At 69.4% G+C, this 13,417-nt stretch carries 18 protein-coding genes; 10 read left to right on the top strand and 8 right to left on the bottom strand.

Translation table 11 applies throughout. The features are described 5' to 3' along the window. The first annotated feature begins 37 nt into the window (after positions 1-37). The 3 genes from RR1_RS05580 to RR1_RS05590 are packed head-to-tail and all read left to right on the top strand — an operon-like array spanning position 38 to position 1,907. Complete coding sequence (locus RR1_RS05580) at positions 38-412, top strand: ArsR/SmtB family transcription factor (protein ID WP_010837877.1); 375 nt, start codon at positions 38-40, stop codon at positions 410-412. Next, positions 409-1,500, top strand: coding sequence for an ACR3 family arsenite efflux transporter (gene arsB, locus RR1_RS05585; RefSeq protein ID WP_051111120.1), 1,092 nt, complete (start codon positions 409-411; stop codon positions 1,498-1,500). The genes RR1_RS05580 and arsB overlap by 4 nt, the downstream gene beginning before the upstream one ends. Before the next feature lie 59 nt (positions 1,501-1,559). Next, on the top strand, positions 1,560-1,907 hold the full coding sequence (locus RR1_RS05590; RefSeq protein WP_051111126.1) for an arsenate reductase ArsC: 348 nt from the start codon (positions 1,560-1,562) through the stop codon (positions 1,905-1,907). A 25-nt stretch (positions 1,908-1,932) separates the two neighbouring features. Here RR1_RS05590 and RR1_RS05595 read toward each other — a convergent pair whose 3' ends face one another. Continuing rightward, a complete protein-coding gene (locus RR1_RS05595) occupies positions 1,933-2,340 on the bottom strand; it encodes an ArsI/CadI family heavy metal resistance metalloenzyme (RefSeq protein WP_051111125.1) in 408 nt (135 codons plus the stop codon). A gap of 92 nt (positions 2,341-2,432) precedes the next feature. Here RR1_RS05595 and RR1_RS05600 point away from each other — a divergent pair, with 92 nt between their 5' ends. After that, the gene (locus RR1_RS05600; RefSeq protein ID WP_010837873.1) at positions 2,433-2,792 is read left to right on the top strand and encodes an Rv2640c family ArsR-like transcriptional regulator; all 360 of its coding nucleotides are present in this window, start codon (positions 2,433-2,435) and stop codon (positions 2,790-2,792) included. A 505-nt stretch (positions 2,793-3,297) separates the two neighbouring features. Continuing rightward, entirely contained in the window at positions 3,298-3,429 is a 132-nt protein-coding gene (locus RR1_RS22810) for a hypothetical protein (RefSeq protein WP_010837871.1), read from the top strand. Between the two features lie 3 nt (positions 3,430-3,432). Here RR1_RS22810 and RR1_RS05610 read toward each other — a convergent pair whose 3' ends face one another. Continuing rightward, positions 3,433-3,876 carry a TIGR03668 family PPOX class F420-dependent oxidoreductase gene (locus tag RR1_RS05610; RefSeq protein ID WP_010837870.1) on the bottom strand — a complete coding sequence of 148 codons (444 nt, stop codon included), beginning with the start codon at positions 3,874-3,876 and terminating at the stop codon, positions 3,433-3,435. A 48-nt stretch (positions 3,877-3,924) separates the two neighbouring features. On the opposite strand from RR1_RS05610, the gene RR1_RS05615 reads away from it, so the two are divergent. After that, positions 3,925-4,929 carry a PHP domain-containing protein gene (locus RR1_RS05615; protein WP_010837869.1) on the top strand — a complete coding sequence of 335 codons (1,005 nt, stop codon included), beginning with the start codon at positions 3,925-3,927 and terminating at the stop codon, positions 4,927-4,929. Between the two features lie 162 nt (positions 4,930-5,091). Beyond that, positions 5,092-5,790, top strand: a complete 699-nt coding sequence (locus RR1_RS05620; RefSeq protein ID WP_010837868.1) for a YdcF family protein — start codon at positions 5,092-5,094, stop codon at positions 5,788-5,790. A 9-nt stretch (positions 5,791-5,799) separates the two neighbouring features. Here RR1_RS05620 and RR1_RS05625 read toward each other — a convergent pair whose 3' ends face one another. Continuing rightward, complete coding sequence (locus RR1_RS05625; protein WP_238558973.1) at positions 5,800-6,447, bottom strand: DUF305 domain-containing protein; 648 nt, start codon at positions 6,445-6,447, stop codon at positions 5,800-5,802. Between the two features lie 109 nt (positions 6,448-6,556). Here RR1_RS05625 and RR1_RS05630 point away from each other — a divergent pair, with 109 nt between their 5' ends. The 3 genes from RR1_RS05630 (at position 6,557) to RR1_RS05640 (ending at position 9,520) form a co-directional block, all read left to right on the top strand. After that, a complete protein-coding gene (locus tag RR1_RS05630) occupies positions 6,557-6,931 on the top strand; it encodes an ArsR/SmtB family transcription factor (protein WP_010837866.1) in 375 nt (124 codons plus the stop codon). 206 nt (positions 6,932-7,137) lie between these two features. Beyond that, a complete protein-coding gene (locus tag RR1_RS05635; protein ID WP_010837865.1) occupies positions 7,138-8,520 on the top strand; it encodes a hemolysin family protein in 1,383 nt (460 codons plus the stop codon). Further along, positions 8,513-9,520, top strand: a complete 1,008-nt coding sequence (locus RR1_RS05640) for a hemolysin family protein (protein ID WP_010837864.1) — start codon at positions 8,513-8,515, stop codon at positions 9,518-9,520. The genes RR1_RS05635 and RR1_RS05640 overlap by 8 nt, the downstream gene beginning before the upstream one ends. Before the next feature lie 77 nt (positions 9,521-9,597). On the opposite strand, the gene RR1_RS05645 is transcribed toward RR1_RS05640, so the two are convergent. The 5 genes from RR1_RS05645 to RR1_RS05665 all read right to left on the bottom strand — a co-directional run bounded on the left by RR1_RS05645 (position 9,598) and on the right by RR1_RS05665 (position 13,405). Further along, the gene (locus RR1_RS05645; RefSeq protein WP_010837863.1) at positions 9,598-9,963 is read right to left on the bottom strand and encodes a metal-sensitive transcriptional regulator; all 366 of its coding nucleotides are present in this window, start codon (positions 9,961-9,963) and stop codon (positions 9,598-9,600) included. After that, positions 9,960-12,221: a heavy metal translocating P-type ATPase gene (locus RR1_RS05650; RefSeq protein WP_010837862.1), complete on the bottom strand. Its 2,262-nt coding sequence runs from the start codon at positions 12,219-12,221 to the stop codon at positions 9,960-9,962. The genes RR1_RS05645 and RR1_RS05650 overlap by 4 nt, the downstream gene beginning before the upstream one ends. Beyond that, positions 12,218-12,406, bottom strand: coding sequence for a hypothetical protein (locus RR1_RS05655; RefSeq protein WP_040772792.1), 189 nt, complete (start codon positions 12,404-12,406; stop codon positions 12,218-12,220). Before RR1_RS05655 ends, RR1_RS05650 begins: the two co-directional genes overlap by 4 nt. Before the next feature lie 2 nt (positions 12,407-12,408). Then, positions 12,409-12,621, bottom strand: coding sequence for a heavy-metal-associated domain-containing protein (locus tag RR1_RS05660; RefSeq protein WP_040772847.1), 213 nt, complete (start codon positions 12,619-12,621; stop codon positions 12,409-12,411). Between the two features lie 88 nt (positions 12,622-12,709). Beyond that, complete coding sequence (locus RR1_RS05665; RefSeq protein ID WP_010837859.1) at positions 12,710-13,405, bottom strand: hypothetical protein; 696 nt, start codon at positions 13,403-13,405, stop codon at positions 12,710-12,712. Positions 13,406-13,417: the final 12 nt, after the last annotated feature.

Below are 13,417 nucleotides of genomic sequence, written 5' to 3' on the forward strand. Positions count from 1 at the left end.
GGGCAAGTCCTGATTCGACAAGTGTCAGTATAGACACATGTCGAATCACGAGGCAGTGCGCGAACGGCCCGTCGGCGATCGGGCGGGCGATCCCGCGCAGACGGCCGCTCTCGCCCGGAGGTTCAAGGCGCTCGGGGACCCGGTGCGTGTGCGCTTGCTGTCGCTGATCGCGTCGCACGCAGGCGGTGAGGCGTGCGTGTGCGACATCTCCGGCTCCTTCGACCTCTCCCAGCCGACGATCTCCCATCACCTGAAGGTGCTGCGGGAGGCGGGGCTGCTCGAGTCCGAACGTCGGGGAACCTGGGTGCACTACCGCATCGTTCCGAGTGCGCTGCACGGGCTCTCGGCGTTCCTGGCGTTCGAGCCCGGCCCCGATCAGCCGACCTCGAGCTGCGACGAGGACGCGCCGTGAGCGCCGCGAGCCCGGTGAAGCAGGGCGTCGTCGGCGGCCTGCCTGCACTCGATCGGTTCCTGCCGGTGTGGATCGGTGGGGCGATGGTCGCGGGTCTGGTGATCGGGCGGGTCGTACCCGGGATCGGCGACGTTCTGGCGGCGGTCGAGATCGACGGCATCTCGCTGCCGATCGCGCTGGGCCTGCTGATCATGATGTATCCGGTGCTGGCGAAGGTTCGGTACGACCGCGTCGGTGCCGTCGCCGGAGACCGCAGGCTCCTCGTCGGGTCGCTGGTACTGAACTGGATCGTCGGTCCCGCCCTGATGTTCGCGTTGGCGTGGCTGTTTCTCGCGGACCTCCCGGAGTACCGGACCGGACTGATCATCGTCGGGCTCGCACGCTGTATCGCGATGGTGATCATCTGGAACGACCTCGCGTGCGGCGACCGCGAGGCGGCCGCGGTGCTCGTGGCCGTCAACTCGGTGTTCCAGGTGCTGATGTTCGCGGTGCTGGGGTGGTTCTATCTCGCCGTCCTCCCCGGATGGCTGGGCCTCGAACAGGCGACGATCGACACCTCGCCGTGGCGGATCGCGGGATCGGTGCTGGTCTTCCTCGGGATTCCGTTGCTCGCGGGGTTCCTCACCCGTCGCTACGGCGAGAAGGTGCGCGGTCGCGAGTGGTACGAGTCGAGGTTCCTCCCGCGGATCGGGCCGTGGGCGCTGTACGGACTGCTCTTCACGATCGTGCTCCTGTTCGCCCTCCAGGGAGACCGGATCGTCTCGAATCCGGTGGACGTCGTCCGAATCGCGGTGCCGTTGCTGGTCTACTTCGTCCTCATGTGGGGCGGCGGCTTCCTGCTCGGTGCGATGATCGGCCTCGGCTACGCGCGCACCACGACGCTCGCGTTCACCGCCGCCGGCAACAACTTCGAGCTCGCGATCGCCGTCGCGATCGCCACGTACGGCGCGGGTTCCGGCCAGGCGCTGGCGGGTGTGGTCGGGCCGTTGATCGAGGTTCCGGTTCTCGTCGGGCTGGTGTACGTCTCGCTCGCGCTGCGCACGAGATTCGATCGCGCGGCACCCGCCGTCGCCGCGAGGGAGTCGTGAACCACGTGTCCGTTCCCAGTGTTCTGTTCGTGTGCGTCCACAATGCGGGGCGCTCCCAGATGGCGGCAGGATTCCTGGCCGCGATGGCGGGCGATCGCATCGAGGTGCGCTCGGCGGGAAGCGCTCCCGCCGAGGAGGTGAATCCGGTTGCCGTTCGCGCGATGGCGGAGGTCGGGATCGACATCTCCGGTCGTTCGCCGAAGGTCCTCACCGCCGGTGCCGTCGAAGCGTCGACCGTCGTGATCACCATGGGGTGTGGTGACGCCTGTCCGGTCTTTCCCGGAAAGTCCTACCGGGACTGGGTTCTGGACGATCCCGCCGGCGGCGGTATCGAGACCGTCCGACCGATCCGGGACGAGATCCGAGCCAGGGTCGAGGCGCTCGTCGCCGAGTTGACCGGCGGCTGACGCCTCGCCCGCAGGGCACACCGACTCACGATGCGTCGCAGCACGGTGCGTCCTCACCACCGAACGTCTCGGAATCGGCGAGGACGGTGTAGACCTCCCAGCGCTCTCCGGCGGGTCCCGTCACCCACACCTTGTCCTGCTGGGCGAAGCAGCAGGTCGTGCCGATCTCCTCGTCGGTGAACAGGCCGGCGTCCGTCAGCCTTTCGATCTCCGAGCGGACCTTCTCCGGTGAGTCCACCTCGACCCCGAGGTGGTCGATCGTGCCGCCCCGGCCGGGGTTCTCGAGCAGCACCAGCTTCAGCGGTGGTTCGGCGATCGCGAAGTTCGCGTAGCCGGGTTTCACCTTCGCGGGCTCGGTACCGAACAGCCTCGAGTAGAACGCGATGGACTCCTGTAGGTCGTCGACGTTGAGGGCGAGCTGAGCGCGTGACATGGCGGCCTCCACCTGTGAGATATATGTCGAATTGTTCGAGGTCGAGAATCTCACCTTTTCGACATAAGTCAAGTACTCGGTACGATCGGCACATGCCCAAGGCACTTCCGGTCGTCGACGTCTCCGCACCGATCTGCTGCGATCCCGTGTCCGCGGCACCGATGGCCGACGCCGATGCCCTCGAACTGGCGCTGCGACTCAAGGCACTCGCCGACCCGGTGCGCATCAAACTGATGTCGCTGCTGCTCACCAGTGAGGACGGTGCGGTCTGTACGTGCGATCTCGCTGCGGCGGTCGGCCTCGCCGAATCCACGGTGAGTCACCACCTCACGCAGCTGCGTAAGGCGGGAATGGCCGAATCGCAGCGCCGCGGCATGAACGTCTATCACCGCGCCCGCACCGATGCCCTCGACGCGCTACGCGTCGTACTCGACCCGAACTGCTGCCGGTGAGGTCTCCACCTCGACGAGAACCCCGATCTGGCGGATCCACGGTCCCGTCCTCGGCGGACCCACCGCGACCCACCCGCTCCGAAAGTCAGGCGGAGGTGGCTCTTCGGGCACCAGGCCGTTGGTGAAACCGGTCTGTCCCGGCCTCACCGGTGCGAGTTCGTCCGAGTAACCCTGATCGTGCCGACCGTCGTCGCCGGGACGACTCGTGCGAGTGATCAGGCGACACTCGGTCACCGTTCCGGCGATCATCGAGTTCTCGGGGACCAGGCCGGGCCAGTCCGCCTCGAAATGCCCGACGAGTTCTGTCGTGCCTCGGCGGAGCCGGGGCGAACGGAACAGCGCCGACCACGTGTCCCCGTGCAGCGTCATCGCGTACGTGGCCGGATACCAGTTGCCGTCCGGCTGCGTTACGGCGCTGCGGCCCAGCAGAATGTAACTACATGCCCTCTGCGAACGACTTCTCCCATGTGGGCCGTGCGGCCCCGCTTTCCGAGAGGGGTACGACATGGGTTCTGCAGACGTGCTGCAGTGGATCACCGACGGCTATCTCGCGGGAGATCCCATCGCGACGGGCGCGTTCATCGCGGTCTTCTTCGTGAGCGGGGTCTGGCAGCTGATCACCGGCGGGCCGTTCTGACGCTCACCCCAGCGAGTCGTCGGCCGACCACCACCGCCACGTCAGTGCGGTGACGGCGACGGCGGGTCCTTCGGGGCGCGCGTCGTCGTACTGGGAGTACTTGTCGCAGAGCAGATCCCGCGCCGTTTCGGCCGCCTCGCCGTCGACGATGCGCGCGTGGCCGTCGACGCGGATCCACCACAACCGGTCCCAGTCCTCGTCGTAGTGGTCGACGAGGACGCTCACGCGCGGCTCGTGCGCGATCGCGCGGAGCCGCGCGAGATCGTGGGTGCGTTTGGGTTTGTGGTCGACGGCCGTCACGATCGCGGGGTCCGCGCTCTCGTCGACACCCGCCGCCGCGTACGCGAACACGACGGGAACGATGTGCGGCGCACCGGTGTCGCGGACCGTCGCGAGACGCGCGATCGGCGCGTCGGCGACACGGCGGAGCACCTCGGCTGACGTCATCGTCCGATTGTGGCGTGTCGGCGCCCCGAACGCGGCAGCATGCGAGATGTGGACCCGGTCGCGGCGTTGCGGGAGACCGCCTTCTGGCTCGAGCGCGGACGCGCGGAGACGCACCGCGTGCGTGCGTATCGCCGTGCCGCGGACGTCGTCGCGGAGCTCGGTGACGACGAGCGAGCCGCGCGGCGCGATGCCGATTCGTGGACGCAACTCGCGGGGATCGGCCCGAAGACCGCGGCGGTGATCCGCGAGTCGTACGGCGGCGTGCCGTCGTATCTCGCAGGACTGCGGCGCGACGCGAAGCCGATCGGTGGCGGCACGCTGCGCGGCGCACTGCGCGGCGATCTGCACGTGCACTCCGACTGGTCCGACGGCGGCAGCAGCATCGAGGAGATGATGACGGTCGCGGCGGCGCTCGGCCACGAGTACTGCGCGCTCACCGATCACTCGCCGCGCCTCACCGTCGCGAACGGCCTGTCCGCGGAGCGGCTTCGGCAGCAGCTGGCGGTGATCGAGGAGCTGCGCCCGCGGGTCGCTCCGATGCGCATCCTCACCGGCATCGAGGTGGACATCCTCGAGGACGGCACGCTCGATCAGGATCGCGGCCTGCTCGCGGAGCTCGACGTCGTCGTCGCGAGCGTCCACTCGAAGCTTCGCGCCGAGCGGGGCGCGATGACCCGGCGCATGCTCGCTGCCGTCGAGGATCCGCTCGTGGACGTGCTGGGGCATCCGACGGGCCGGCTGGTCGAGGGGGCGCGCGGGACGCGGCCCGAATCGCAGTTCGACGCCGAGGCGGTGTTCACGGCGTGCCGGGACGCAGGGACGGCCGTCGAGATCAACTCGCGGCCGGAACGACGCGACCCTCCGATGCGTCTTCTGGAGCTCGCGCGCGACATCGGCTGTCTGTTCGCTGTGGACACGGATGCTCACGCGCCTGGGCAGCTCGCGTGGCAGGGCTACGGCTGTGAACGCGCGATGACCTGCGGTATAGACGAGGATCGCGTGATCGATACCTGGCCGCTGGAGCGGCTTCTCGGGTGGCTCGGCGATAGCTGAAACGAACGGCCGGTGACATGCAGGGAACCGGCAGGAAACGATTTCCTGGAATATCCGTACGTATGTACCGCCCATCGTTACAGTGCGAAGCGCATCATCCGCCACACCGGCACCAGGCGTGAAATCCGCGATATCCGGGGTGGGGGGACATCACGGAAGGGGATGCGGATGACTCGCTCATGGACGCTCGACGACGGGCGGACGGCCGGCGGCACGACCGGAGGGAAGGCCCGCGCCCGGGTGGGCCGCGGACTCGCCGCGACGGCGGCCGCGGCGGCGGTGGCCCTCGGCCTCGGTGCGGCACCCGCGGCCGCGACACCCAATCCCGTCACGATCGTCAACGGGATCCTCTCGGTCACGCCGCTCTGTCAAGGGCTCTCACGCGATCTCATCGTCGAGTGCACGGGCTTCGAGACGCTGACCCCCGATTTCCCGGTCATGCTCGACCTCAATCCGTTCGGTACCCACATCGTCGTGCTGGGGGCGGGCCTGCACGCCGACGGGACGCTGCCGCCCGTCCTCCACAACCGCCTGCAGGCGGCGCTGCGGGTCGCGCAGCGCTACCCGACGGCGCCGATCGTCGTGACGGGCGGCGTCCCGCGCAACGGGGTCACCGAGGCGCTCGCGATGCGGAATTGGCTGGTCGCCAACGGAATACCCGACTTCCGGATCACCCAGGAGGACCGCTCGCGCAGCACGATCGAGAACGCGCAGAACACCAACGGCATCCTGCTCGGACGTGGCGCGACGGGCGCCGTCGTCGTCACGAGCCCGGATCACCTGCAGCGGGCGATGATCGACTTCCGCTCGGCGGTCGACGCCCGGATCCCGATCGCGGGCGTCGTCGCACCGTATCTGTGAGCGAGGCCGTCAGAGTTCGCCCTCGAGGCTCCGCATCTCGTCGATCTCCTGCTGCTGGGTAGCGACGATCTCGCGCGCCATCGCGACGGCACCCTCGTGCTCGCCGTTCTCGATCTCGGTCTGCGCCATCTCGACGGCACCCTCGTGGTGCTCGATCATCTGGGTGAGGAAGAGCCTCGACGCCGTGGCGCCGTCCGCGGCGTCGAGGTCGCGCAGGTCGTCGTCGGAGAGCATGCCGGCCATGTCGTGCCCGCCGTGCTGGTCTCCCCCGTGCGCGCCGTGCTCGTCACCGCCGGCGACGCCCCACTCGGTGAGCCAGGCGTCGAGCTGCTCGATCTCGGGTGCCTGTGCTGCCCGGATCTGCTCGGCGAGCGCGCGCACGCGCGGGTCGAGGTCGGGCTTCGCGAGCACGATGTCGCTCATCTCGATCGCCTGCCGGTGGTGCGGCAGCATTCCCTGCGCGAACGTCACGTCGGCGTCGTTGTGGGCCGCGGCATCCTGCTGCTCGTGGTCCTGGCCGTGGCCCTCGTGCTGCGCGGTGGTCTCGGTCGTGGTCGCGGCGTCGTCGTCCGAGCAGGCCGTGAGCCCCGCTGCGAGTGCTGCGGCCGCAGCCGCGGCCACGGCGGCGCGCCGAATGTGGGAGGTGCGAGTCGTCACGGTGTGCCCTTCGTCGTCCGTCGATTCGATGCCGACGATACCCGTACGTGTTTACGGGTATTGCCGGTTCGTGATGACGTGAGATCGGGATCTGCGGGATCATCGAGGAATGACCACCACCCAGCCGCGACCGCTCGACCCCGACGCGGTGGCACACGCCCGGGGCCGGCTCATCAGCAAGGACGAGGCGGAGCGTCTCGGCGCGGTCCTGAGCCTGCTCGCCGACCCGACGCGCACGCGTGTGCTCTACGCACTCGACGTCGCCGAGGAACTGTGTGTCGGTGACATCGCCCTCACCCTCGATCTCGGCGAGGACGCCGTCGGCTACGCGCTGCGGATCCTCCGCACCGCGGGCATGGTCACGCGCCGCAAACAGGGCCGCGTCGTGTACTACCGGCTGGCCGAGGGCTTCCCCGAACCGCTTCGGATGCACTGCATGCGGCGGCTCGTCGCCCTCTCGGACACCCCCGACGACGACGAGTGACCGGCCGCAGGATGTGACACTCCGCACGCCGTTGGAACCACCCTCGTGCCCGGAACGTTCCGGTTATGGCAATCTGCATGCCACGGCGGATACCTCCCGCGACGCAGCATGCTGCACCTACCCACAGAGAGAGCGATGAAGAGCGCACAGCGCACATCACCCGAACCCGTGCCCAGATCTGAGCCGAGGGTGGAGGTGAGGCCGTCGTGACGGTCCTCAGCATCGCCCTCGGCGTATTCGTGGTCGCCGTCATCACCGCGTTCACCGGCTACTTCGTGGCCCAGGAGTTCGCGTACATGTCGGTGGACCGTTCCCGTCTGCAGGCCCGCGCGGCCGCAGGCGACAGTGGAGCGAAGCGTGCCCTCGGTATCACCCGGCGCACGTCGTTCATGCTGTCGGGCGCCCAGCTCGGCATCACCGTCACCGGCCTGCTGGTCGGCTACGTCGCCGAACCGCTCATCGGCCAGGCCTTCGGCGAGATACTCGGCGGCGTCGGGGTGCCCGTCGCGGTCGGCATCGCCATCGGCGCGATCCTCGCGGTCGCGCTGTCGACCGTCATCCAGATGGTCTTCGGCGAGCTGTTCCCGAAGAACCTCGCGATCGCACGGCCCGAACCGCTCGCGCGGGCACTGGCGCTGTCCACCTCGATCTACCTCAAGCTGTTCGGCTGGCTCATCAGCCTGTTCGACAAGTCGTCGAACCTGCTGCTGCGCGCCGTCAAGATCGAGCCGGTGCACGACGTCGAGCACTCGGCGACGGCACGCGATCTCGAGCACATCGTCGCCGAGTCGCGTGACGCAGGCGATCTGCCGCGCGACCTGTCGACGCTGCTCGACCGCGTCATCGACTTCCCCGAGCGCACCGCCGAACACGCGATGGTCTCGCGGTCGCGTGCGGACGTCGTGGAGGCGAAGGAGCCGATCGACGCGGTGCTCGCGAGGATGGCGACGGGCCACACCCGGTACCCCGTCATCGGAGAATCGGTCGACGACCTCGTCGGAGTCGTGCATCTGCACGATCTGCTCGGCGAGAACGTCACCGGGACCGCAGGCGATCACGCCAAGCACGCGATCGTGGTCGCGGAGTCGCAGCCGCTCGCTGACGTGCTCGACGAGCTGTCGAGTGCGCGCGAGGAGATGGCGCTCGTCGTCGACGAGTACGGCGGCTTCGCCGGCATCGTCACGATCGAGGACATGGCGGAGGAACTGGTCGGCGAGATCGAGGACGAGCACGACCCCGACGGGGCCCCGGACGTGAGCGGCGACGCCGAGCACGGCTGGACGATGTCGGGCGAACTGCACCTCGACGAGGTCGAGCGGATGATCGAGCACGATCTGCCCGAGACGGACAACGAGACGATCGCGGGTCTCGTGATCGAGACGCACGGCAGCCTGCCCGACGTGGGCGACTCCGTCGAGATCGATCTCGAGCTCGACCCGGGCGATCTCGTCGCCGACGAGGAGCCGCCGCGACGTTTCCTGCGGGCGACGGTCGACGACATCGAGAAGTACGTTCCGTCGCAGCTCACCGTGACGCTGCACGAGGAGGAGCGCACGAGCGAGAACGCCAAGGAGAACGGTCATGAGTAATCCCTGGGTCGTCGTTCTCGTCACCGCGGTCCTCATCGCGTCGAGTGCGTTCTTCGTCGCGATCGAGTTCGCGCTCATCGGCGCGCGCCGTCACCGGCTCGAGGACGCCGCGCCGAACAGCCGTTCGGCACGCGCCGCCCTGCGCAGCGCGTCGGAGCTGTCGGTGCTGCTCGCGGGCTCTCAGCTCGGCATCACGGTCTGTACGCTCGCGCTCGGCGCGACGACCAAGCCGGCGGTGCACTACTGGCTGACCCCGATCTTCCAGGACTGGGGCATGCCCTACTGGGTGTCGGACGTGCTGGGCTTCGTTCTGGCGCTGATCATCGTGACGTTCCTGCATCTGGTCGTCGGCGAGATGGCGCCGAAGTCGTGGGCGATCGCGCATCCGGAGAAGTCGGCGACGCTGCTTGCGCTGCCGATGCGTGGCTTCATGTGGGTCACGCGCCCGCTCATCGTCGTGCTCAACAACATGGCGAACTGGTGCCTGCGGAAGGTGGGTGTCGAGCCGGTCGACCAGAAGTCGTCGCACTCGGACACCGACACGCTGCGTCACCTCGTCGAGCATTCGGCGACGGTGGGCACGCTCGACGAACGGCACGGCGACTACCTGACCGCCGCGCTCGAACTCGAGCAGGTGACGGTCCGGGAGATGATGCGGCCCGGCGCCGATCCGAGCAGTGTCCCGGCGTCGGCGGACTGCGACACGATCCGCCGGACCGCCGATCGCAGTGGTCATCTGCGGCTCGTGGTGCGCGACGACACCGGCATCGTCGGCGTCGTGCACGTGCGTGACGCGCTCGCCGCACCCGAGGGTGCGACGGCGGGCGAGCTGATGCGTCCGTCGCTCACGGTGTCGGCGTCCGACCCCGTGTACGCGGCGCTGGGGCGGATGAAGGACACCCGCACGCATCTCGCGGTGGTCGCGGACGAGGGCAGGGTCGTCGGCGTCGTGACGCTGAGCGACGTCCTCGAGCGACTGCTGCCGATGGCGCGGACGTAGGGCCGTAGGCGCCTGCGCGCTCGTGCGTGACTTTCCGGTCCCTGGGCCGGTAAGTCACGCACGAGCGGCTTCGCCGCCTACTTGAGCAGACGCGCGATCGCGTCGCTCACCTCTTTGATCTTCTCGTCGGCGTCGGGCCCGCCCTTGGCGGCGGCGTCGACGACGCAGTGCGCGATGTGGTCTTCGAGCAGGCCGATCGAGACGGCGTGCAACGCCTTCGTCATCGCGGACACCTGCGTCAGGATGTCGATGCAGTACTTGTCCTCTTCGACCATCCGTTGCAGGCCACGGGCCTGCCCCTCGATGCGGCGCAACCGCTTGAGGTAGGCGTCCTTCGAGCTGATGTACCCGTGGTGATGCGGCGTCTCGGTGGCGCCGGAATCGGTGGCGCCGGAATCGGTTGCCTGGGAATCGGTCGTGGTGTCGAGGTCACCGGCAGTCATCGTGTGGTCCTTTCGTCGGTGAGCGAGCGGAAGCGGCGCAGTCGCAGGCTGTTGCTCACGACGAACACCGAGGAGAACGCCATCGCGGCGCCGGCGATCATCGGATTGAGCAGCCCGGCCGCCGCGAGCGGCAGTGCCACGACGTTGTAGGCGAAGGCCCAGAACAGGTTTCCCTTGATCGTCGCGAGGGTACGTCGCGACAGCCGGATCGCGTCGACCGCGACCAGGAGGTCGCCGCGGACGAGCGTGAGGTCGCTCGCCTCGATCGCGACGTCGGTTCCGGTACCGATCGCGAGCCCGAGATCGCTGCGGGCGAGGGCGGCGGCGTCGTTGACGCCGTCACCGACCATCGCGACGACGTGGCCATCGTCCTGCAGCCGGGCGACGGTGTCGACCTTCTCGTGCGGGAGCACTCCCGCGACGACGTCGTCGATGCCGACCTGCGCCGCGACGGTGCGGGCCGCGCGTTCGTTGTCGCCCGTGAGCATCACGGGGCGGAGCCCGAGTTCGCGGAGTTGCGAGATCGCCTGTGCCGAGGTCGGTTTCAGCGTGTCGGCGACGACGAGCAGGCCGCGGGCGCGGCCGTCCCATCCTGCGGCGACGACGGTGGCGCCGGCGTTCTCGGCCTCGTGTGCGGCGCGGGTGAGGTCGTCGGGGACGGTGAGTCCCGAGTCCGCGAGCAGCCGGGGACGGCCCACGACGACGGTGGTTCCGGCCACGTCGCCGCGCACACCGAGCCCCGGGACGTTCTCGAATCCTGTGACGACGGGCAGGTTCTCGGTCGTCGCGGTGACGATCGCGCGGGCGACCGGGTGTTCGGAGGCGTCCTCGACCGCCGCGGCGCGACGCAGGACGTCGTCGGCGTCCTCGCCGTCGGCGGCGACGACCCGGCTCAGGCTCATGTCGCCGGTCGTGATCGTGCCCGTCTTGTCGAGGACGATCGTGTCGACGGTGCGGGTCGATTCGAGGACCTCGGGTCCCTTGATGAGGATGCCGAGTTGCGCGCCGCGTCCGGTGCCGACCATGAGCGCCATGGGTGTGGCGAGGCCGAGGGCGCACGGGCACGCGATGATGAGCACCGCCACCGCCGCAGTGAAGGCTGCCTGCACGGAACCGCCCGTGCCGAGCCAGAAGCCGAGGGTGCCCGCGGCGAGGACGATGACGATCGGCACGAAGACGCCCGAGATCCGGTCCGCGAGGCGCTGCACGCGGGCCTTGCCGGTCTGCGCCTGCTCGACGAGGAGCGCCATCTGTGCGAGCTGCGTGTCCGAGCCGACGCGGTCGGCCCGCACCCGGATGCGGCCGCCGGAGACGACGGTCGCGCCGATGACGCGGTCGCCCGGGGCCACCTCGACGGGTACCGATTCGCCGGTGACCATCGACGCGTCGACGGCGGAGTGCCCGTCGACGACGACGCCGTCGGTCGCGATCTTCTCCCCCGGCCGGACGACGAACTCGTCGCCGACGGCGAGATCGTCGATCGGGATGCGCATCTCGCGGCCGTCCCGGACGATCGCGACGTCTTTAGCGCCGAGTTCGAGCAGTGCGCGCAGCGCGGCTCCCGCGCGGCGCTTCGACCTCGCCTCGAACCATCTGCCCGCGAGGATGAACGTCGTGACGCCCGCGGCGGCTTCGAGGTAGATGTTGGCCGAGCCGTCCATCCGGGCGATCGTGAACTCGAACGGGTGCGTCATGCCCGGGACGCCGGCGGTGCCCCAGAACAGCGCGTAGATCGACCACGTGAACGCGGCGAGCGTGCCGACGGACACGAGGGTGTCCATCGTCGCGGAGCCCTGCCGCAGGTTGAGCCAGGCTGCGCGGTGGAACGGCAGTCCGCCCCACACGACGACGGGCGCGGCGAGGGTGAGCGAGAGCCACTGCCAGTACGTGAACTGCAGTGCCGGGATCATCGCCATCGCGACGACGGGGACCGACAGCACGGCGGAGACGACGAAGCGCGTCCGGAGTGCCGTGACGGCGTCGGGTTCGGCGGCGACCTCGTTCTCGCCGGTGGGCGGCGCGGGTTCGGTCGCCGAGTAGCCGGCGCCGCGGACGGTGTCGAGGAGGCGGTCGACGGTGACGTCACCGTCGACGTCGACGTGTGCCTTCTCGGTCGCGTAGTTGACGGACGCCGTGACGCCGTCGAGCTTGTTGAGTTTGCGTTCGATGCGATTCGCGCAGGACGCGCACGTCATACCCTGGATGTCGAGTTCGACGACGTGCGTCGTCGACGATCGGGTCGTGCTGGACGTGGTCATGGGTGCTCACCGGTGTGTTGCGGGTGGGTGGTGGTCTCCGTCGTCGCGGGGTGCCCGGTGCCGTGCTCGGGTTCGCCGCCGACGGGGCCGGACGCCGAGCCGATCGCGTACGTCACGGCGAACACGACGGCGAGGACGACCGCGAACAGTGCGATTGTGGTCGCAGGCGACAGGTCGCGGCGCATGGTCACTCCGCCAGTGCGTAACCGGCTTCGTCGACGGCGGCCGCGATCTCGGCGAGGGGCACCTCGCGGTCTGCGGCGACGACGACGGCGCCGGTGTCGAGGTCGACGTCCACGCCGGTGACGCCGGTGAGTTCCTCGATCTCTTCGCGGACGGACGCGACGCAGTGCTGGCACGTCATGCCGACGACGGTGACGCGGGTCTCGTTGCTGGGCATGGTGGATTCCTTTCCCGGCGCGGTGGACGCCGTGCGATCCACTATACCCCCCAGGAGTATGTTGTCGAGGTCGGCGCCCCGGCGGCCGTCACCCGATGAGGTACTGCCCGCCGGTCACGACGTACGCGATGGCATCCGCGAGCAGGACGAGCCCCGCGAGGCCGAGGACCAGCGTCAGCACACGCGAGGCGCCGTCGCCGAAGCGCGTCCGCATCCGGTTGATCCACGCGATCGCCCGCTCGTGCCTGCCGAACGCGACCGCGATCGCGATTCCCACGAGCGGCAGCTGCGAGAGCACCGACCACACGATGTGCGCCGCGACGAGCAGCCACAGCGGCTCGCGACCCGCGACGACGACGACGCCGAGGAACGTCGGATCGACGAGCACACTCGCGCTGAGCAGGGCCGCGGCCGTGGCGAGCGCACCCGCGCTCACGGCGCCGCTGCGCGTGACCTTCGCCGCGCGGTCGCGGCTCCGGCGCGGCGGGCGGGTGTGCCGCACGACCGCCCACCACAGCAGTACGCCGCCGAGCGTCGCCTCGGCGACGGCCCACCACGGCGACGTCCAGTCGATCCCGGAGAGGTCGACGTTCTCGATGCTCGCGCCGACCAGGAGCGACGCCGCGATGCCGATCGCCGCCGGGACGGCCAGCGCGACGACGGTGAACGCGCCGATCGCGCGTCTGCTCGCGCCCGCGGTGAGTGCCGCGATCGCGAGGATCGCGCCGAACGGATCGACTCCGGCGAGCGCGAGCGCGAGGATCGTGAGCGCGAAACCGGCCACGCGAACCACTGT

It is taken from the genome of Rhodococcus rhodnii NBRC 100604 (assembly GCF_001894925.1).
In the GTDB taxonomy this organism is placed as follows: Bacteria; Actinomycetota; Actinomycetes; order Mycobacteriales; family Mycobacteriaceae; genus Rhodococcus_F; species Rhodococcus_F rhodnii.

What these genes read in the sequence shown, in the direction of transcription:
- RR1_RS05580 (WP_010837877.1), top strand. Translation starts at nt 38, where the DNA reads ATGTCGAATCACGAGGCAGTGCGCGAACGGCCCGTCGGCGATCGGGCG.
- RR1_RS05590 (WP_051111126.1), top strand. Translation starts at nt 1,560, where the DNA reads ATGGCGGCAGGATTCCTGGCCGCGATGGCGGGCGATCGCATCGAGGTG.
- RR1_RS05595 (WP_051111125.1), bottom strand. Translation starts at nt 2,340, where the DNA reads ATGTCACGCGCTCAGCTCGCCCTCAACGTCGACGACCTACAGGAGTCC.
- RR1_RS05600 (WP_010837873.1), top strand. Translation starts at nt 2,433, where the DNA reads ATGCCCAAGGCACTTCCGGTCGTCGACGTCTCCGCACCGATCTGCTGC.
- RR1_RS22810 (WP_010837871.1), top strand. Translation starts at nt 3,298, where the DNA reads ATGGGTTCTGCAGACGTGCTGCAGTGGATCACCGACGGCTATCTCGCG.
- RR1_RS05610 (WP_010837870.1), bottom strand. Translation starts at nt 3,876, where the DNA reads ATGACGTCAGCCGAGGTGCTCCGCCGTGTCGCCGACGCGCCGATCGCG.
- RR1_RS05620 (WP_010837868.1), top strand. Translation starts at nt 5,092, where the DNA reads ATGCGGATGACTCGCTCATGGACGCTCGACGACGGGCGGACGGCCGGC.
- RR1_RS05630 (WP_010837866.1), top strand. Translation starts at nt 6,557, where the DNA reads ATGACCACCACCCAGCCGCGACCGCTCGACCCCGACGCGGTGGCACAC.
- RR1_RS05640 (WP_010837864.1), top strand. Translation starts at nt 8,513, where the DNA reads ATGAGTAATCCCTGGGTCGTCGTTCTCGTCACCGCGGTCCTCATCGCG.
- RR1_RS05645 (WP_010837863.1), bottom strand. Translation starts at nt 9,963, where the DNA reads ATGACTGCCGGTGACCTCGACACCACGACCGATTCCCAGGCAACCGAT.
- RR1_RS05650 (WP_010837862.1), bottom strand. Translation starts at nt 12,221, where the DNA reads ATGACCACGTCCAGCACGACCCGATCGTCGACGACGCACGTCGTCGAA.
- RR1_RS05655 (WP_040772792.1), bottom strand. Translation starts at nt 12,406, where the DNA reads ATGCGCCGCGACCTGTCGCCTGCGACCACAATCGCACTGTTCGCGGTC.
- RR1_RS05660 (WP_040772847.1), bottom strand. Translation starts at nt 12,621, where the DNA reads ATGCCCAGCAACGAGACCCGCGTCACCGTCGTCGGCATGACGTGCCAG.